Below are 20373 nucleotides of genomic sequence, written 5' to 3' on the forward strand. Positions count from 1 at the left end.
TTGATATTGTACACAGGTACACAAGACCCTATAGGCCACAGACCAATGGAAAGGTAGAGCGGTTCTGGAGAACACTGAAGGAAGATCTGATAGAAGAAACGGACTTCGATACAATAGAAGAACTAAAAGATGAACTGATGCAATACATGCTATACTATAATCAGCAAAGACCGCATCAGGGCATCAATGGCAAAACTCCAGCAGAGATGGCAAAACTAAGCGGGAATAACGAAAATAACAACTAAATTAATGCTACTCAAAAACCCAAAATCTGTTACCGAATTATTAAACCTTTACAAGACTGAGGGGTAATTTATTTCATAAAAATCAATATAAATGACGTTAACTTAGCTCGTTTTGTCATCCAGAGCGCAGCGAAGGATCTCGAATTTTGTATTCCAACCATGAGATTCCTCCAAAGTTGCCTGCCTGCTGGCAGGCAGGGAATGACAAAACAAGGAGCTTATATCTTTTTATAAAAAAAATTGATTTTCAGTTACTTAACCAATAACGTCAATGGTGCTTGTCGAGGAATAATATTTTTTTAAGATATTTGGGAAGGTCTTCGACAGGCTCAGACTGACAAAATATTATGATATCACTTGTACGGCTCAACTTCAGTTTATGTATCTAAGAAACCATGTATAAACAGCGGCTAAGTTGTTGTGATTTTAATCGGATTGGTTAATAGCTTGTGAATAGGACATTTGTCTGCAATAACCATTAACCTTTCCCTTTGTTCTTGTGTAATGTCTCCAGTAAATTCAATTTTTCTAGTAATGGTAGTTTCTTTACTCATTTCTTCTTCTTTGCAAATAGCTAAATCAACTTTTATGGTTTCAAGTGGTATCTCTTTTCTATCGGCATACATTCTAATGGTTATGGCTGTGCAACTACCCAAACTTGCCAACAATAAAGCTCCAGGCGTCATGCCCTCATTTGTGCCACCTAAACTTTCTGGCTCATCTGCATAAACTAAATGTCCATCAGAAAAAACTTTTGTTTTATAACGAGATTGATCTAACTCTGTAATAGCGGTGATGACTGAATTGCTCATAATGATATAAATATTAAATTTACCATAAACATAACATAAAATGGAAGAACATAACGAAGCACAACAACGATTAACTAATTTCCAATCGTTAACAGGTAAAGAAATTACAAACTCTCCATCTCCTTTCATGAATTGGCTAAAGCCCACATTAATTAATGCAGAAAAGGGAAGCTTGCATTGTAGTTATGTAATTAGAGAAGAAATGACCAACCCTTACGGTATTTTGCATGGCGGCATTACTGCAGGTATTATTGACGATTTAATTGGTGCAACGGTTTTTATTTTGGGTCTTCAACATCGATTTACAACTGTAAATAACAATATCGATTACTTTGCCCCTGCGAAAGTAGGTGATATAATTACTGCAAAAACAACAGTAGTAAAACAAGGTAGAACTATCATTAATTTGCAATGCGAAATATTTTTACCATCAAAAAACCGATTAATTGCTAAAGGCTATTCGAATATGCTCAATGTGGGTTAAAGAATAAAACAATTATTTAATATTATTTTAATTTCACTTAAACAATTGGTTAGTAGGTTTGTTATTACATCACCCTAAAACCAAATGTGCCATGTTGAATGATTATTTAAACCTCCAGTTTGATGTTAAAGGCAAAACCTTTAAAGGATTTTGTATGAGAATTCATGATGATTTTCACATTACCTACGCTGTAATTTTAGAAGATTGTCACTCATTTTGTGTGTGGCTTGATGAAAAGAAGCACAAATGGTGTTCCTCAAAGTTTACAAATTTAGATCCTACGGTGTTAGATCAGATAATTGGCACACTTAACCATAACCAAGAACAACAATATACTGTTTCTTAAAATTGTTGCTCAAATTTTATAAATTTTAATGCTATTTCTGTTGAATTAGTTTGATGTTTGTTATTTTTTTGTAAATTTCAAACAACTTAAACTTAATTCACAGACTATGAACAGAAAATCTATCTTATTCTTATTAGGGTTTTTGCTGTTTGCTAATTTAACTTTTGCCCAAAGAGTAATAAAGGGTAAGGTTACAGATGCGGCAGATGGAAATCCAATTCCTGGTGTAAGTGTGCTCGTAAATGGCTCTTCATCGGGAACAACCTCGCTAAATGATGGTAATTATACCATTAACGTGCCAGCAAATGGTACGACATTAACTTTTAAATATTTGGGTTATATTACTCAAGAAATTGCAATTGGTTCAAGAGCAGAAATCAATGTAAGCCTGATAGCTAGTTCTCAAACCTTGGAAAGTGTAACAGTTACTACTGCATTCGGTATTACACGTGAAAGAAAAGCTTTGGCATATTCTGCTCAAACCGTAACTGCTCAAGAACTGAACGTTAACAAGCAAACCAATGTGTTAAATGCTTTGCAAGGTAAGGTAGCTGGTGCACAGATTTCAAGCACAGGAGGTGCTCCAGGTCAGGGTTCAACAATCAGAATTAGAGGTATTAACTCAATTGACCCTAACAAACCAAATGATCCATTATTTGTTATCGATGGAATATTAATCGACAATTCAACTTCAACTTTTGGGGCTGGAGCCGATTTACGTAACATGAGCAACAGAGCAACTGATGTAAATCCAGAAGATATTGAAACTATCAGTGTTTTAAAAGGTGGTGCAGCAACTGCACTTTATGGTTTACGAGGTTCTAATGGTGTAGTGGTTATCACAACTAAAAAAGGAAAATCAGGTAAATTTGATGTTAATTTTAGTTCAACTTATGGTATAGAAAACATCAATAAAAAACCAGAAATTCAAAAAATCTATACAGCAGGTATTTTAGGTGCTTATGTACCAATTGGACTAGGCCCAGCATTCGGACCTACTATAGCTGAAGCGAAATTAATTGACCCAACTCATCCAGATGAGATTTTTGATAATTATGAAAGAGCTTACAGAACAGGTCATCAGACTAGAAATGTTTTAACTTTATCTGGTGGTACCGAAAAAGTAAACGTATTCTCATCTTTCGGCTATACTGATCAAGAAGGGATGTTACCATTTACTAGTTTTAAAAGCTACAATGGCCGTTTAAATACTGATTTTAAGATTAGCGAGAAATTTAAAACTTCCGTTAACATGAGTTTTACAAAATCTGGCGGAGATAGATATAATGCCGATAGATTTGGAGAAAGTTTATCTTATTTTTCTGGAAGATGGGATGTAAAAGATTACCTAAATCCAGATGGTACTCAGTTGTGGAGAGGTACTAATAACCCTATTTTTGGAGCTGCAACCAATAAAATGGTTGATGATGTAAACCGCTTTATTGGCGGTACTGCATTTAATTATGCCCCTACAACTTGGTTAAGTTTCGATTATAGATTAGGTTTTGATACTTATTCAGATAATAGAATTAGAACAGCACCAGGCCCAACAGGTATAGTTGGAGAGCGCTTGTATGATAACGCAGATGGTTTTATTGGCGAGTATAACACAAATTTTAGAGCTATTAATTCTACTTTTGTGGCTTCAGCTAAAACTAAAATTGGTAGCGATTTTAATGCAACTTTTAGACTTGGACATGAACTTTACGATAGAAAAATTAAGAATGTTGGTGTTATAGGAACTGTTTTAACTATACCAGATTGGTTTACACTTTCTAACGCGAGGATTATAACCCCAACTACACCTTCTCAAAGAACCTACAGATTGATGGGTATTTTTGGAGAGGCTTCAATTGACTACAAAAACTATCTTTTCTTAACATTTACTGGTAGAAATGATATCACTTCTACATTAGCAGATCAAAATAATTCATTTATATATCCTTCTGCAAGTGTGAGTTATGTATTTAGTGATCATTTTAAACTACCAAGTGTAATTAATTTCGGTAAAGCAAGATTTTCTTACGCACAAATTGGTAAAGATGCTGGGGAATATTCAACCTCTACAGGATATGCACCTTATATAGGCTTGCCTGCTGGTGGTACTGGTTTTACCAGAGCATCAAATTTGGGTGATCCAGGTTTGGTTCCTGAGTTTACCAATACGTTCGAGGCTGGTTTAGAAATGTCATTTTTTAAAAGCAGAATTGGTTTAGATTTTACTTTCTATAATTCAATTAGTAAAGATCAAATCATTAATGCCAATATTTCATCTAGTACTGGTTATGTTACAGCCAGTATAAATTCTGGTAGCATGAGAAATAGAGGTATCGAACTTTTGTTAAGAGGTACACCAATTCAAAGCAAAAACTTTACTTGGGAAACCAGTTTAAACTTCTCTGCCAACAGAAATAAAATTTTGAGCATTAAAGAAGGTTTAAATGAGATTGTATATTCTTCTCAATCAGGCTATTCTGGTGCTACTGTTACCATGAAATTAATTCCAGGAGAGGCTTATGGTAATTTATATGGTACGCATTACTTAAGATATTATGGTACTGATGCGCAAGATCCATTACGTACAGATAAATCTCGTCCAATTGTAATTGATGCTAATGGCTTTCCTGTTAGAGCACCTTTAGCTAGTCAGAAATTACTAGGTAACTCACAACCAGATTGGATAGGTGGTATTACAAATACGTTTAAATACAAAAACTTTGCCTTAACCACAATTATTGATGCAAGGTTCGGACTTGAAAAGTACAATCAGTTAGAAAACTTTTATGCTGCCTTTGGTATTGCAGATTACACTGCTGATAGACGTGATTTTAGAGTGTTTGATGGTGTATTGGCTAATGGATCACCAAATACAAAAAATGTATGGTTAGGCCAAGGTGTTGGACCAGATGGTGTAAATTATACTGAAGGTTATTACCGTAACTCTTACAGAACAGTTTCAGAAAACTTTGTTCAAGATGCTTCTTTTGTAAAATTGAGAACGATAGATTTATCTTATACCTTACCAACTAAATGGTTACCAAGCAAAGTTATAAAACGTGCCTCGGTATCAGCTACTGCAAACAACATTATTTTGTATACTCCGTTTTATGGCTTAGATCCAGAATCAAGCTCAACAAATAGCGGTAGTAATGTTGATGGTTTTGCAGGTTTCACATACCCAGGTGCTAGAACATTCCTTTTCTCATTAAATGTTGGTTTCTAATTATATAAGACATGAAAAAATATCAAAAATTAATAATGTTTACCCTTTTGATTTCGGTCTTTTCATTACATTCATGTAAAGATTACTTCGATCAAAATGTAAACCCAAATCAGGTTAGCAATCCATCATTACCATCACTATTAAGTACCGCAACAAGTAAAGCTGGTATCAATAGTTTTAATGTGGCCAGTATTACAAATAATTTTGTGCAGTATACGGCTAATCCAGTCGCTTCTGCAGCCGGAGATACTTATCAGATTGTAGATTACACTGGTACTTGGGATGCTTTGTATTTTGCCATGGCAGATACAAAAGATTTAAGAACTATCGCAGTTGCACAAGGTTCAAGCGAGTATATTGGTGTAGCAAATGTATTATTGGCTTACAATCTTAATTTGGTGACTGATTTATGGGGTGCTGCCCCATATTCTGATGCTTTTGTACCTACAACTCTAACACCTAAATATGATACGGAAGAACAGAATTATAATACTATAAACTCTTTATTAGATGAGGCAATTGTAGAATTAACAAAAACTACTGCTACTATAAAATTAGCTGCAGCTAGTGATTTAATACACGCTGGGGACAGGACTAAATGGTTAAAAACTGCTTATGCTTTAAAAGCAAGAGCATTAAATAAAATCAGCAAAAAAGCAGCCTACAATCCAACAAATGTACTTGCCGCTGTTACTAGTTCTTATACATCAAACGCTGATGATGCTGGAATGGCTGCATTTGTTTTGAGAAACAATTGGGCAACGGTTGCACGTAACAATGCAAGTTTAACTTTGGGTGGTTGGTTGTCGGAGCAGCTAATTGATCATCTAAATGGTACAACTTATGGTATTTTCGATCCACGCATTCGTAAAATAACAGATCCAACTTCGGTACCCAGTAACCCAACTTACCCAGCTTATATTGGTACGGTTAACGGTGCAGGTAACCGTAGTAATCCGCCTAATAATAATACCGTAAAGGATGAAAACTATATTGCTATTAGTTCGCCATGGACAAGTGATACCGCTCCATTGTTGTTGGTTACCTTTGCCGAGTTAAAGTTTATCGAAGCCGAAGCTGCATTGGCAACCAATCCAACTCGTGCATACACAGCTTATTTGGCTGGTATCGGTGCTAATATGGATAGGTTGCAAGTTCCTGCAGTAGATAAGGCAGCATATTTAGCTAATCCTGCAGTGGCTGTTGGTGCAGGTGGTTTAACCAAGGCACTAATTTTTAAAGAAAAATATGTAGCTACTTATCTAAATCCTGAAGCATGGAATGACGCAAGAAGAAATAACTACCAATATAAAGATTTCACTTTACCAGCAAATGCAGCACTTTCTACTTTTATTAGGAGGGTTGCTTATCCATCAGGTGAGACTACTAAAAATGGTGCAAATGTTCCGGCGGCAGTTAATTTAGATGTTAATTTATGGTGGGATAAACCATAACCAGTTAGCAGTTTTCAATTAACAGTTTTCAAATCCCGTTCTAATTTTTTAGAGCGGGATTTTTTTTGAAGCGCAAGGCTTTTGCTTTCTATTTACTTTGTTCCTGCTTTCCATTTTATCTTTTTTGATCATCCTTCGACAAGCTCAGGATGAAAAATCGGCACACATCAGGATGACATCAAAAAAGGATGTCGTTACAGGGCTATATTGAAAGACTGTGCAGGTAAAACCTAAACAATTGCCAATTAACTGCGTAAACTAAACCTGACATACGCGGATCTGGATTTATCTGGAGTAGCGCATTAGCAGACTAATGTTAGTAATTATACAATAACTGCATTTTTAACTAGTGTTGTCCTGCTAAGTAAAACCAATATTGAAGTAACTTAAGTATTTAGACTACAAACTATTACCAAAAAACAAATAAGCCAAACCAATAGCGGTACAAACCCCCACCAAATCTGCCAATAGCATTGCTCCAACAGCGTATCTTGTGTTTTTAATACTTACCGAACCAAAGTAAACTGCAATAACATAAAAGGTAGTATCAGATGCTCCTTGAAAAACTCCAGAAAGTTTACTGGCAAATGAATCAGCTCCATAAGCGGTCATGGTATCAACCATCATACCTCTAGCTGCACCGCCGCTCAACGGCCTAATTAAAGCAGTTGGCAAGGCTTCAACAAATCGGGTATCTGAGCCTAATAATACAAACAAACTTTTAATACCTGCAATTACTACATCAAATGTTCCACTGGTACGTAACATGCTAATGGCAACCAACATACCCACTAAATAAGGAATAATTTTTACGGCAGTTTCAAATCCGTTTTTTGCACCATCAATAAAGGCATCAAAAACATCTATCTTTTTATAAATTCCTCCTAAAACAATCAGTAAAAAAACCAATAATATTAATCCATTGCTTAAAATGCCCGAGAAGGAAGTAATGCCTTCGGCGTTTAGCGAAGTAACATATAATACTAAAAGTGCTATTATTGCAGAAATACTAGCTATCCAACCGATAATTACAGGTTGAAAAAGATTGATTTTTTGTTTAAATGAAACAATTAACATAGCTGCCATTGTACCAACAAAGGTTACAATTAAACAAGGGATAAAAATGTCTGTAGGGTCAGTTGCGTTTTGTGATGCACGAATGGCAATTACACTTACCGGAATTAAACTTAAGCCGGCTGCATGTAAGCATAAAAACATCAATTGCGAATTGCTTGCAGTTTCTTTATTTGGATTAAGTTCTTGCAAACTTTCCATGGCCTTAAGTCCAAAAGGTGTTGCAGCGTTATCTAAACCCAGTAAATTGGCAGAAAAATTCATGATCATGTGCCCCATAGATGGGTGACCTTTAGGGATTTCTGGAAAAAGTTTAGAAAAAAATGGTCCAACTATTCTTGATAACAATCGAATACCACCGGCTCTTTCTGCAATGCTCATAAAACCCATAAAAAGGGCTAAAATACCAATCAATTTTAAACACAGCTCAACTGAGGTCCAGCAGGTTTCTATAATACCATTTACTTTTGTGAGATTTGTAGGATCGTCGGCTTTGCCAACCACCATCCAGCTAAAAATTTCGCTTTGCCCGAAAAAGAAACATTTTACACCAGCAACTACAATTGCGATGATAATAAAACCCGACCAAATTCTACTTAATGCCATTAATTTATGTTTAGATGTTGAATGTATAAAAATTTTAAATCAATTCTCCGTTTTCGAAGCATAAAATCAACTTCTCTTCATCAAATAATTTGAAATTAGCATTTTTAAATAGTTGTATTTGTCCTTCAATTCGATATTTTTCGCTCGAAAGCGTTTGGTAGGCATCACAAAAGCTTAAATCTCCAATATCTTCTATGGTATATGTTTTTGTAGTGCTTAAACAATCGAGGGTGGCACATTCTTCGTAATTGATGCCAACGCTTACTTCAATTCCATCTAGTATCACATTGTGGATTAAATAATGAAAAATTTGCTTGTTGTTTTTAGGAATTGCGAAGTAGTTCTCTAGTTTTTGTATTTGGTAAGTTTTAGTAGCTATTGACATTAATCCCGATAGGATGGAAGCGAAGTAATACTTTCTAATTTCTTGTTTTTCATGATCATTTTTGTATCCACCAGCTTCAATTAAAATTGTTGAAGTACCAGCTTTTTGGAAATTATCTCCAAATGCCCTTGGTTCAAATTCATCATCAAATAAACCGATGTGTTCTGGTAAAATTTCATGTAAATCCTTAAACATATCAGCAATTACCAACATTGCGTTTTGGCGAGTTTGATCAATACTAAGCTGTTTATCTATCGCTGGTGCTAAAAAAGAAAGTGTTGCAGGTTTTAAGGTTTCATCAACACTCCACAAAGTAGTTTGGTCATGCAGGTTAAATCCAAAATCTGGATTAATTTGTGCCCTGTATTGTTTCAGTATTTTTGCTTCAGGTGTTACTTCATTCAAAAAATCACGATTGATATCTATTTGCTGACTATTTCTTCTGGTAAAAATTGCTGCACCATCAGGATTAACCATCGGCATGATGTAAAGTTGGCAGTTATCAATTAGCAATTGTACAGTTTCATTATCCTGCTGCAAAAAGTTAAACAAATCAAAAAGTGCCATAGTACCTGTAGCTTCATCGCCATGCATTTGGCTCCACAACATGATTTTTGTTTTACCTTTTCCCCATTTAACTGCGTTAATACTTTTTCCTTTTACCGATTTTCCTAATTCAGTAACTTCAAAAGCATCAGGTAATAAGCTTAATAATTCTACTATATCTTTGTGTTTAAAAAAGCGATTGGTTAATGCTCTTTCTTGGAAGGATGTGTAATTGCTGAAAATTGTTTGGATATTCATTTGAAATCAAATTTAAAGAAAAATCGCCATTGCGAGTAGATGAAGTAATCTTTTCTATCCTCGCAATGACGATTTAAATGTTGCTAATTGCCAACTGAAAACTGACTAAGGTTTTTCGTCAGTTAATTCAAAGCCCCATGTTTTTCCTTTTTCGGTAGCAGGTATTCCTCCAACCATCCAAACAGGAGCTTTTGCACCTTTTAAATAGTAATCAAAAAATTGTTGCTCTCTAATTTGAATATCTTTTCTGTTTTGGCGTTGTACTAAATTGTGTGCTTCGTTATTATAATTTAACAACCAAACTGGTTTGCCTAAACGTTTTAAACCAGTAAACATTTCTATACCTTGGTACCAAGGCACAGCTCCATCGGCATCATTCGCCATAACCACAACAGGTGTGTTTACTTTAGGAAAGCTGAATAATGGAGAGTTTTCGATGTATAATTCTGGTTTTTCCCACAAGGTTGCGCCAATTCTACTTTGTGTTTTTTCGTATTGAAACTGACGGTTCATACCGCTTTCCCAACGGATACCACCATAAGCAGAGGTCATGTTTACAACTGGAGCACCTGCCCAAGCTGCCGCATACATGTTTGTCCTGGTAATTAAATGAGCCACTTGGTAACCGCCCCAACTTTGCCCTTGGATACCTATTTTTGTTCCATCAACCCAAGCGTTTTTCTTTAAGCTTTCAACTCCAGAATTGATAAATTCTTCGGCAGATTTGCCTGGGTAACCAGTTTCGTAACTAATATCTGGTGCGAAAACTAAATAGCCGTTACTTACAAAATAGGGGATATTTAAACGAGATGGAGTAGGAGCCGGAGCTTGATAACTATATAACCCATCAGAAAGTTTTTCGTAGAAATAAACAATCATTGGATATTTTTTATTCGGATCGAAGTTTTCTGGCTTATACAAAATTCCTTCAGATTTATATCCTTTTGGTGTTGTCCATTTTACCAATTCTGCAGTACCCCAATTGTACAAATCTTGTTGTGGATTGGTATTACTTAATTTAGCAGCTGTTTTTAATCCATCTTTAGAAACATAAACATCAGGCGAGTTTGTATAATTTCCTTTATCAAAAATGTATACATCAGCATTTTTAGCCTTTACCAAGTTAGAATAAGAGAACGGAGCCATAATTACCAATTCTGGTGCTTTGCTACTATTGGCCGCTTTGCGATAAAAACCATTTTGTTTGGTTTCGTTGTTAAAAGTATTTAACCACAAAACATCCTTTTTAGTAAAAAATCTAGCGTCAGGATTTGTTCTTGCCACTCTAAAAGTTAAGTTGTTGCTTCTACCAAAACCATTTGTAAAGTTTTTTGGTGCCGATTTTCCATCTGGTGTAAACTCCCAAATATCGAATTTATCGTATAAATAGACTTCTTTGTCATCTTCAGACCATCCAGCTATGCCATAACTATTAGGCAAAGCAGGTACATCATTTTCCTCGTTGTAAAACTTAACCGACATGCCTGTATTTAACACTGTTTTTTTACCAGTAGCAACTTGGTAAGTGTTCCAAGTCATGTCTTTATCGTTATAATAAATAATGTAATTGCCATTTGGCGATGCTGATGCATTACCATCTAAACCTTCAATTATTTTTTTACGAGCTCCAGTTTTAACATCTACTAAGTAATAATCGCGAACAGTACCACCTGTCCATTGAGAAGCAATCCGATTGCCAAAATCTGTAGAGGCTAAAACATACGCCGCATTACCTTCATTAATCATCGTTGCTTCAGGTAGTTTAGCATCGGTTAGTGGTACAATTTTCGGGTCTGTGCTGTAAATATCAATTGCGGTTAAATAACTTCTTTTAGATTCTCTATCTGCATTTTTCAATTGCATTGGCTGTAAATAATCATCTTTATATCCCCAAACATCTAATTTGGCGTTTTCGAAATCTACAATAGTAGTGTCTTTAGGAAGTTTAATTGGTGCTATTCCAAAAAATAATTTCTCACCATCCTTGCTAAATGTAACTCTTCCTTCGCCACTTACTCCAAATTTATCCGGCATCCCGGTCATATCTGCATCAACTAAAATTTGCGCAGTATCTAAAGTAGGAGAGTTGTAGTATAAATTATAATCTTTAATTTCTTGTTTATCTGGACCAATTTCTCCCAAAAAAGCTAAATGTTCACTTTCTTCATCAAAAACAAAACTCTTAAAATTGCCTTTAGTTTTAACCAAAGTTTTTAAAACGCCAGTGGTATTGTTTAGTAAGAAAACACCTTTAGGTGCAGCTTTATCTTTTGCAGAACCTGAACTTGCAAAAACCAATTGCTTGCCATCTTTACTAAATGCAAAATCAGTTACAAATTTAAAAATTCGTTCGGTTCCAGCATTCAGGTTTTTTACCACCAAATCTGTTCCTTCTTTACTAGCGCTTACACCAGCATCTTCATCAGCAAAAAATAAATCACTATCATTTTTGCTTGCTGGCGTTGCAGTAGGTTTTGCTTTTTTGCTGGTATCTAATGGCTTTTCTAATAGATAAGCTAAAATTGCAGCACCATTTTCAGGAAATTTATAAGATTTTACTCTAGGTATTTTAGTCACCGCTAGCGTAGTTAGGTTTGCAATTCCCAAAGTATCTTTGGTCATTTCATCTGGCTTTTTCTTTTTAATTTTTGCCTGTCTAACATCTTTGTACAAAGGTTTTATGGTAAAAGCCGCAAATTTGCTATCCGCACTAAATAAGGATGATCCGCCGCCAAAACCTCCAGTTCCGGTACCTCTTGGTACTGTAATTTTTTGAGTACTTAGATTCTGTTGGAAATATAAACTGCCATCGCCTTCCTGTTTATTAATACTAAAAGCCGACCAGCTTCCATCGTTTGATGCTTGTTTTATTCCTACAGATTCCCAATTGTCGTAAACGCTATGATCAATTGGTTTTTTTTGAGCATAAGCTACACTTGCAAACAATAAAAATAGTAATGTTAGTTTTTTTTGCATGATTTAATAAGGGTTGTTTGTGGTTCTGATGTTATTGAAGTATAAAAATTGCAAATTTTATGGACAATAACGTATGTGTACGGCAAATTTTACAAAATAAAGCTTTTAAAAGGATTAGAAAAGCAGTTTCTCTACCATGATTAAAGACAGTCTGGCTTTTCGCTGTATTTTTTTGTGCTTCGACTACCTACCTATCGCAGGCAGGCACTCAGCATCACAAAAAAGATGCCGCTACAATCCAGTTTAATTCACTTCATATTGTGCTACTATGCAAAATTGCAAAATGCATAAAAAAACCGCAGAAGTACAGCTTAAATCTGCGCTTCTGCGGCTTATTTCAGTTTTCAGTTGGCAGTTAAGCTCCCAAAACTGAAAATTATTAACTGATAACTGCTAACTTATTTACCTTTTTTCTCTTGCGTTTTTGCTTGAGCCTGTGTTCTCATGTAATCGTCTAAACGAGCTTGAAATTTAGATTTCTTCTTTTCACTCTGTGGTTTAGCCTTGTTTTCTTGCAAAATTGCGTGAATTTTATCGTCATTAACCATCATTCTAATCAAATATTGTTGTAAAAACGTAAACATATTCGCTAAGAAATAATAGTAGTTTAAGCCTGATGGATAGCTATTTAATACACCTAAAAAGATAATGGGCATTATGTAACCAATGTATTTCATTTGGCCAGTTGCACCAGAAATCTGGTTATTAAAATACGTATAAATTAATGTTGAAATCGTCATTAAAATACACATTAAACTCAAGTGATCGCCAATAAAAGGAATGGTAAAGCCAAACTTAATGAAATCATCATAAGTAGATAAATCTTTCATCCACAAGAAACTTTCGCCTCTTAACTCGAACAAGTTAGGGAAGAAGAAGAAGAATGCCATTACAAATGGTAACTGCAGCAACATTGGCAAACAACCACCCAATGGATTTACGCCTACTTTTTTATAAAGTTTTAGATATTCTTGTTGTAAAAGTGTAGCATTATCTTCACCAACTTTAGCTTTAATTTCGTCCATCTCCGGCTTTAAAATTCTCATTTTAGCCATCGAAATGTACGATTTGTAAGTTAACGGCGACATGGCTAATTTTAGTAAAACAGTTAATACCAAAATAATTAAGCCGTAACCCCAACCAAAACTTTCTAAAAACTGAAACACTGGTAAAACAACAAATCGGTTAATGTACTTTAAAGGCCAGTAACCCATGTCAACTTGTTTTTCAATTTCCTGACCTTGCGCTTTCAGGTTGTCGAATTTGTTGTCGCCAAAATAAAATTTCATGGCATAGCTTTGAGCAGCCAATTGATTAAATGGCATTTGCATATTTGCACCATACCATTTTACTTTGCCAGTATCAGTCAATATTTTAACCTCTAAATCGCCTTTCTCAAATGGAACTTGAGGAACCAATACTGCAGAAAAGAATTGTTGTTTAAAAGAGAACCATTCAATTTTACCTTCTTTTAATTCTTCTTTTTCATCAGCTCCCATACCAATATGATCTGGGTTTTCATCAATGTATTTATAATAAGGAGATGAATGTTCTTGTTCTTTTTTGGTGTCTTTTTCTTGCTTAAGTAAAGTTGTTTCCCAGTTTAAAGAAACATTATTACCTTGAACAATTTTATTTAAACCATTTAAATTAATGTTAAAGCCAACATTGTTGCTATTTGGTTTTACATCATAAACAAACTCAATATATTTATCAGCGCTATAATTTGCACGCATACTAATGCTATTTGCAGTTTTATTAGCAGTAGTAAAATATAAATTATTTGTGTTTACAAGCTTACCATCAATATTAATATTTAAACCAAATTTATTTTCGTTACCGTTAAATAAAATAACAGGTTTGTTATTGTAGGTAGTTTCTTTTTTTAATTCAACTGATAAAATTTTACCACCTAAATTAGTAAAAGTTAATTTTAGGATATCGTTTTCTACAACGGTTGTTTGTGCCGTTCCGTTTAAGTTTGCGCCAAATGGTCCACTTAATGCAGCGGTATCAATTTTAATAGTTTCTGCCGGTTTAACTGCTGCTACATTAGCAGTAGTTTGAGAAGCTTTAATTTTGCTTAGCGAGTCGGCGGTAATTCTTTCTCTTTCTTTTTTAATATCAGCCTCATTTGGCTTCATAAAAAAAACAGAAGCTCCTATAATTACCATAATTAGGAAGAGCCCTGTAAATGTATTTCTATCCATTATATTGTTTTAAACGTTGTATTAAATTGTTTTCTTTTTGGCATGATCCATTGCAGCGGCAACAAATTTAACAAAAAGTGGGTGAGGATTTGCAACAGTTGACTTTAATTCTGGATGAAATTGTCCACCAACAAAAAATGGATGGTTTTTAAGCTCAATAATTTCTACTAAATTACTGTTTGGATTGATACCCGAAGCAGTCATTCCGGCATCCTCATATTGCTTTAAATAGCTGTTGTTAAATTCATAACGGTGTCTATGTCGCTCGTTTATATGTTGTTTACCGTAAGCCGAAAATGCTTTAGTTCCCTTTTTAATATCACATGGATATGAACCTAAACGCATGGTACCGCCTTTTAAAGTAATGCTTTTTTGTTCTTCCATCATGTTAATTACCGGATGTTCGGCATTTTCATCGATTTCGGTGGTGTTGGCATTTTTTAAACCTAATACATTTCTTCCGTACTCTATAACCGCACATTGCATCCCTAAACAAATACCAAAGAATGGAATTTCATTTTCACGTACATATTTAATGGCAGTAATTTTACCTTCAATACCTCTGCTACCAAAACCTGGTGCTACTAAAACGCCATGTAAATGAGCTAATTTTTCTTTTACATTATCGTCATAAATGCTTTCTGATGGGATATATTCTACACGAACTTTACATTCGTTTTTCGCACCTGCGTGGATGAATGACTCGGTAATTGATTTGTAAGCATCAGGTAATTCTACATATTTACCAACTAAACCTATTCTTACATCAGCAGTTGGATTTTTTAAACGACCTAAGAAATCTTTCCAGCTTTCCATGTCAGGCTCGTTTTTAGAAGGTAACTTCAGCTTTGCTAAAACAGTTTTATCTAACTGTTCTTTCATCATCAATAATGGAACGCTATAAATTGATGAAGCATCGATTGATTCGATTACTGCATTAACGTTTACATTACAGAATAAAGCTATTTTTTTACGGATATCTGCACTGATGTGATGTTCTGTACGGCATACCAAAATATCAGGCTGGATGCCGTATTCTAACAATGCTTTTACTGAATGTTGTGTTGGTTTAGTTTTTAACTCGCCTGCAGCAGCTAAATAAGGAACTAAAGTTAAGTGAATAACTATGGCATTATTAGCGCCTTCTTCCCATTTAAACTGACGTACGGCTTCTACAAATGGTAATGATTCGATATCGCCAACTGTACCACCAATTTCAGTAATTACGATATCATAATCGCCACTTTCGCCCAAAATGCGCATATTGCGTTTAATCTCGTCGGTTATATGAGGTACAACTTGAACGGTTTTACCTAAATAATCGCCAGCTCGTTCTTTATTAATTACATTTTGATAAATACGACCAGTAGTAATGTTATTAGCCTGAGAAGTTGGGGTATTTAAAAAACGCTCGTAATGACCTAAATCTAAATCTGTTTCTGCACCATCTTCGGTAACAAAGCATTCGCCATGTTCATAAGGATTTAAAGTTCCTGGATCTATATTGATATATGGATCAAATTTTTGGATGGTTACGCGATAACCTCTCGCTTGTAAAAGTTTGGCTAATGAAGCGGAAATGATGCCCTTACCTAACGAGGAAGTAACACCGCCCGTAACAAAAATATACTTAGTCATGTTTGTGAGTTTGTGAAATTAAGCAGGTTTTAAGGCCTTTTTAATTGTTTTTGTACGGGATACAAAGGTATGAAAATATCTGGTTTAAGGATATTAATTGTGTAAATTATTATTTTATTGATAATCAATTGTATAGTGTTTTTATTAAATAATTTTAAAAAAAAATGCCCCCAAATAGTGTCTAACTTTTTAGGGGCAGTCTAATTACCGATCGAGGCATTTAATTATCATATCTTAAATTCTACTTTTCAATCATTTTATAGTAGCGAACATAATCTACCTCAAATTTCTGTGGAAAAATACTATCATCTATTCCTTGTGCACCACCCCAATCTCCGCCTACGGCTAGATTTAGTAAAACATGAAATCTTTTATCAAATGGCCAAACTTTATAACCTGTTCCTTCGTTAGCAAATTCAAATACTAGCACATTATCAAAATATCCTCTAACGGCGTAAGGTGTCCAATCTACTCTGTACAAATGAAACGCTGTGCTCGCATCTGGAATTGTTCTGCTACTTGTTTTTGCGGTATTGATTTTAAAGTAATAAGCTTCGGTATGTGTACTAAAATGAACCTTATTTTGGTCGTAGCCCACATGTTCCATAATGTCAATTTCACCAGATTTTGGCCAATCGCCATAAGTACGATCAGTTGGTAACATCCAAATTGCTGGCCATGTGCCTCTGCCAGTTGGTAATTTTGCTTTTACTTCAATTCTACCATACAATACATCCAATTTGTTTCTGGTTACTAAACGTGTAGATGTATAAGCCATACCATTTACATTTTCTTTTTTAGCCGTAATGGTAAGTAATCCACCGCCAACGGCAACATTTGATAATGTGTTGGTGTACAATTGCTTTTCGTTATTTCCCCAACCAGAACCGCCTAAATCGTAATCCCATTTGGTATCTAAAGGTAAACCTGTATATTCAAACTCATCAGCCCAAAACGGACTTGCTTCAAAAGTCCAATTTTTATCTACAATAACAGTAGGGGTAGGCGGAAGAATAATTGCTTCATCTTCTTTGCCAGATGAACAAGATTGACAGGACATTATAAATCCAGCTGCAACGGCTACTAAAGCATAACCTTTTCTTACTATATCAAATTTCATAGTAGCTTAATTAGCTCCTGTTTGGTTATTTAAGCCAAACAGGAGTGTTAAAATATTAATTAAATTCAAAATCATCAATATAGAAAATACCTGGATGTGGATGTCCTTCGCCTCCTAATTGAATAACAATTTTATCATAAAGTGTTTGTGCAGCCGATGCTGAGAAATCGAACTCTAGTTGAATCCATTTATTTTGCTCACTTACTGCAATTACTTTAGCGATTTCTATTTGAGTTTGCCATGCGTTACCGCCTAATAATGAGTTTTGAAGTTTAATGGCAACTTTTGGCTCAACTTTAGTAAAATCATTAGCTCCAGAAATAAAAACTTTTAGTCTGATTTTGTTTTTAGCAGTTAAATCAAATCGATAAGGCATGGTAATGTTCATATTTCCATACTGACCATCATTACCAGATCTTTTTTCATAATATCCAACAGTTGTTGAAGTATTCATGCCAATTCTAAAAGGATTAGTATAACCTCTAGAGAAGTCCATATTTTCTGCACCCCAAGCTACTGAGTTAGTTGCTGTAAAAGCATCTGTTAAATTTGCAGCTTGCATTGGTTTTTGAACAGGAGGCACAACTGGTCTAACATAACCTTTTCTAATTAATTTTAAGTACCATGCGTTACCTGCATTTGCTTTGTCTAAGCATCTCAACCACATTTCATCAGCTGTTAAGCTTAAAATTTGATATTGAGAAACGCCTAAATAATAAGCGATAAAGCCATTATTGCTGATGGTAATATATTTTGCACCGTTATTTTCTGTTACTAACCATGTTAAGTTAGTTGCAGGCGTATAGGCTACAGATGGATCACCTCCGCCAGTTGGCCCACCAATACCAGCAGCATTTGATGCATTTGCAAATGTATTACCGTTATTGGCATACGTGTATTTCAATGCATTCATGTTAAATGTCATTTCATCATCGTAAAAACCATCGGTTGCTTTTTCATTTGGTCCTGCTTGGTACCAATCTGGAAATTGCGAGCCAATTGGACCAACACCTAAATGGCCAACTTGTGTTTGATCGATTACCCAAGTTTTACCAGTAGCATTTGTTAATCCGCCAGATAATAAATTAAAAGCTGGATCAGTTAACATTGCTGGGTTAGTTGTGGCAATAGTTACCGTTTTGGTACTTGATGCATAACCACCATCAGTTACAATTGTTAATTTAACGGTATATGTACCAGCTAAAGGATAAGATGCCTGAGCTGTACTACCTTCGGCAGTTGCGCCATTACCAAAATCCCAGATGGCTTTAAAGCCAGGTGATGTATTGGTAAATTGGATAATATTAGCATTTGTTGAAGTAGGGGTTGCAGTAAATTGAACTTGAGCCGAAGTAGGAGTAGCTCCTATCTCGCCACCAATTTCTGATTTTTTACAAGAACCCAAAGTAAGCATCAACCCTAAACTTACCCAGATTGATGTTTTTATAGTGCTTTTTAATGTTTTCATTTTTTAATGATTAATTATAACCTGGATTTTGAGTAATAATACCTTTGGTAATATCTATTTCTGTTTGTGGGATTGGCAACAATTCACTTTTGTTAGCTCTAAATCCTACCGGACCTAAAACAGTTACTGCTGTGCCCGTACGTACCAAATCGAAGAAACGGTGACCTTCTGTTGCCAACTCCAATCTACGTTCGTTGTAAATATTATCTAAAGTGGCAGGGATTGAAGCTAAACCAACTCTACCTCTAACAGCATCTAATAATTCTTTAGCTCTAGTAGGGTTTTGGTTTGCTTTTACCAATGCTTCTGCTTGCATTAAATAAGTATCAGCTAATCTAATTTCAATTTCATTAATTGGCCAATTTTGCTCAGCTACACCACTCGCAGAGCGGAATGCTTTTAAAGGCGCATATTTTTTAATGAAATAATCGGTATTTTGATAACGAGCATTGTATGTAGCACCACCAGCTTTTAAGGCTGCACCATCAATAATAGTAGCATCAAAGCGAGGATCGGTTTTCATCACATTAACTAGATCTAATGTAACCGGACAGAAACCCCAACCGCTTGAGTAGGTATCGCCATTATAGCTATCCATTCCGATAAACTGGGTACCAACGTTACCTTCACCACCGTTAATCCAACCCCAATCTCCCCAAGCTGCATTGTTAGAGTGAGGGATTTCTAAAATAGATTCGCTGTTGAATTTGTTAGCTGGATTAAAGATATCAGCATATACAGGTACTAAAGAAAAACCGTAAGCATTACCAACTTTATTTACATCTTCAAATAACGTTATTGCTTCTGCTAATTTTGTATTGTCATTTTGATACAATAATACTTTACCTAGTTGCGCTTTTGCTGCACCTTGAGAAATTCTACCTTTTTCTGCAGAAGATATAGTAGCAGGCAAGTTTGGATACGCTTCTCTTAAATCTTTCTCTATTTGAGCATAAATTTGAGCTGGTGTTGATTGTTTTTGCGTATAAAGTTCTGCAGTAGGAAGAACTGCTGTAATTAATGGAACTCTTCCGAACCATCTGACTAAATCAAAATAAAAGTAAGCTCTTAAAAATTTAGCTTCGGCAGTTACTCTGGCTTTAAAGGGAGCACTTAAAGTAGTAGCGCCTTCTATTTTGCTTAAAATTAAGTTAGCACGATTGATACCTGAAAAGTTTTTATTCCATAATCCCCCTTGTGGGCCAATTCTTGGATCCATGTTAAAGTTATCATAAGCAACCCAGTTTGGTTGATCTGAGGCATTACTACCACCAGCCCAATTATCGTCTGATGCGGCACTTAATAGTGGCATTTTCATGGTGTAACCACCTGTTGTGCCCCATTGCATTACATCATACACAGAAATAACACCTTGCATTACTTCAGTTTCATTTTTGTAGAAATTGTCTTCTAGTGCTGTACCTCTTGGTGTAAGCTCTAGGAAATCTTTTTTACATGATACGAAAATCTGCATCATCGCAACTATTGCGATGGTACATTTGATATATTTATTTTTCATCATTTTATT

General features: G+C 35.1%; 13 protein-coding genes and 2 pseudogenes. 6 read left to right on the plus strand and 9 right to left on the minus strand.

Annotated elements, in window-relative coordinates:
• Window positions 1-81, plus strand: a pseudogene (locus FA045_RS19205) (integrase core domain-containing protein); the annotation flags it as partial.
• Window positions 66-245 (plus strand): annotated as a pseudogene (locus tag FA045_RS13480) (integrase core domain-containing protein); the annotation flags it as partial. The pseudogenes FA045_RS19205 and FA045_RS13480, both read left to right, overlap by 16 nt.
• Window positions 246-655: 410 nt before the next feature.
• On the opposite strand, the gene FA045_RS13485 reads toward FA045_RS13480, so the two are convergent.
• Window positions 656-1057, minus strand: a complete 402-nt coding sequence (locus tag FA045_RS13485) for an OsmC family protein (RefSeq protein ID WP_136877613.1) — start codon at window positions 1055-1057, stop codon at window positions 656-658.
• Between the two features lie 40 nt (window positions 1058-1097).
• On the opposite strand from FA045_RS13485, the gene FA045_RS13490 reads away from it, so the two are divergent.
• The 4 genes from FA045_RS13490 to FA045_RS13505 all read left to right on the plus strand — a co-directional run bounded on the left by FA045_RS13490 (window position 1098) and on the right by FA045_RS13505 (window position 6564).
• A complete protein-coding gene (locus tag FA045_RS13490; RefSeq protein WP_205943155.1) occupies window positions 1098-1541 on the plus strand; it encodes a PaaI family thioesterase in 444 nt (147 codons plus the stop codon).
• Window positions 1542-1695: 154 nt separating this feature from the next.
• Window positions 1696-1887: a hypothetical protein gene (locus FA045_RS13495; protein ID WP_136877614.1), complete on the plus strand. Its 192-nt coding sequence runs from the start codon at window positions 1696-1698 to the stop codon at window positions 1885-1887.
• A 106-nt stretch (window positions 1888-1993) separates the two neighbouring features.
• Window positions 1994-5110, plus strand: coding sequence for a SusC/RagA family TonB-linked outer membrane protein (locus FA045_RS13500; protein ID WP_136877615.1), 3117 nt, complete (start codon window positions 1994-1996; stop codon window positions 5108-5110).
• 11 nt (window positions 5111-5121) lie between these two features.
• Complete coding sequence (locus FA045_RS13505; RefSeq protein ID WP_136877616.1) at window positions 5122-6564, plus strand: SusD/RagB family nutrient-binding outer membrane lipoprotein; 1443 nt, start codon at window positions 5122-5124, stop codon at window positions 6562-6564.
• Between the two features lie 399 nt (window positions 6565-6963).
• Here FA045_RS13505 and FA045_RS13510 read toward each other — a convergent pair whose 3' ends face one another.
• The 8 genes from FA045_RS13510 to FA045_RS13545 form a co-directional block, all read right to left on the minus strand.
• Window positions 6964-8244, minus strand: coding sequence for a nucleoside recognition domain-containing protein (locus tag FA045_RS13510; RefSeq protein WP_136877617.1), 1281 nt, complete (start codon window positions 8242-8244; stop codon window positions 6964-6966).
• A 34-nt stretch (window positions 8245-8278) separates the two neighbouring features.
• A complete protein-coding gene (locus FA045_RS13515; protein WP_136877618.1) occupies window positions 8279-9433 on the minus strand; it encodes a M14 family zinc carboxypeptidase in 1155 nt (384 codons plus the stop codon).
• Window positions 9434-9538: 105 nt separating this feature from the next.
• Window positions 9539-12409, minus strand: coding sequence for a S9 family peptidase (locus tag FA045_RS13520; RefSeq protein WP_136877619.1), 2871 nt, complete (start codon window positions 12407-12409; stop codon window positions 9539-9541).
• A gap of 398 nt (window positions 12410-12807) precedes the next feature.
• Complete coding sequence (yidC, locus tag FA045_RS13525) at window positions 12808-14619, minus strand: membrane protein insertase YidC (RefSeq protein WP_136877620.1); 1812 nt, start codon at window positions 14617-14619, stop codon at window positions 12808-12810.
• 21 nt (window positions 14620-14640) lie between these two features.
• Window positions 14641-16257 carry a CTP synthase gene (locus tag FA045_RS13530; protein ID WP_136877621.1) on the minus strand — a complete coding sequence of 539 codons (1617 nt, stop codon included), beginning with the start codon at window positions 16255-16257 and terminating at the stop codon, window positions 14641-14643.
• Between the two features lie 241 nt (window positions 16258-16498).
• Window positions 16499-17377, minus strand: a complete 879-nt coding sequence (locus FA045_RS13535) for a glycoside hydrolase family 16 protein (protein ID WP_205943156.1) — start codon at window positions 17375-17377, stop codon at window positions 16499-16501.
• A 55-nt stretch (window positions 17378-17432) separates the two neighbouring features.
• Window positions 17433-18845 (minus strand): PKD domain-containing protein, encoded by a 1413-nt coding sequence (locus FA045_RS13540; protein ID WP_136877622.1) that lies wholly within the window; start codon window positions 18843-18845, stop codon window positions 17433-17435.
• A gap of 10 nt (window positions 18846-18855) precedes the next feature.
• Window positions 18856-20367 carry a RagB/SusD family nutrient uptake outer membrane protein gene (locus FA045_RS13545; protein ID WP_136877623.1) on the minus strand — a complete coding sequence of 504 codons (1512 nt, stop codon included), beginning with the start codon at window positions 20365-20367 and terminating at the stop codon, window positions 18856-18858.
• Between the last annotated feature and the right edge of the window lie 6 nt (window positions 20368-20373).

Origin of the sequence: Pedobacter cryotolerans (assembly GCF_005116475.1) — a bacterium.
GTDB lineage: Bacteria > Bacteroidota > Bacteroidia > Sphingobacteriales > Sphingobacteriaceae > Pedobacter > Pedobacter cryotolerans.

Coding starts and splice junctions, on each gene's coding strand:
- FA045_RS13485 (WP_136877613.1), bottom strand. CDS start 1,057: ATGAGCAATTCAGTCATCACCGCTATTACAGAGTTAGATCAATCTCGT.
- FA045_RS13490 (WP_205943155.1), top strand. CDS start 1,098: ATGGAAGAACATAACGAAGCACAACAACGATTAACTAATTTCCAATCG.
- FA045_RS13495 (WP_136877614.1), top strand. CDS start 1,696: ATGAGAATTCATGATGATTTTCACATTACCTACGCTGTAATTTTAGAA.
- FA045_RS13500 (WP_136877615.1), top strand. CDS start 1,994: ATGAACAGAAAATCTATCTTATTCTTATTAGGGTTTTTGCTGTTTGCT.
- FA045_RS13505 (WP_136877616.1), top strand. CDS start 5,122: ATGAAAAAATATCAAAAATTAATAATGTTTACCCTTTTGATTTCGGTC.
- FA045_RS13510 (WP_136877617.1), bottom strand. CDS start 8,244: ATGGCATTAAGTAGAATTTGGTCGGGTTTTATTATCATCGCAATTGTA.
- FA045_RS13515 (WP_136877618.1), bottom strand. CDS start 9,433: ATGAATATCCAAACAATTTTCAGCAATTACACATCCTTCCAAGAAAGA.
- FA045_RS13520 (WP_136877619.1), bottom strand. CDS start 12,409: ATGCAAAAAAAACTAACATTACTATTTTTATTGTTTGCAAGTGTAGCT.
- yidC (WP_136877620.1), bottom strand. CDS start 14,619: ATGGATAGAAATACATTTACAGGGCTCTTCCTAATTATGGTAATTATA.
- FA045_RS13530 (WP_136877621.1), bottom strand. CDS start 16,257: ATGACTAAGTATATTTTTGTTACGGGCGGTGTTACTTCCTCGTTAGGT.
- FA045_RS13535 (WP_205943156.1), bottom strand. CDS start 17,377: ATGAAATTTGATATAGTAAGAAAAGGTTATGCTTTAGTAGCCGTTGCA.
- FA045_RS13540 (WP_136877622.1), bottom strand. CDS start 18,845: ATGAAAACATTAAAAAGCACTATAAAAACATCAATCTGGGTAAGTTTA.
- FA045_RS13545 (WP_136877623.1), bottom strand. CDS start 20,367: ATGATGAAAAATAAATATATCAAATGTACCATCGCAATAGTTGCGATG.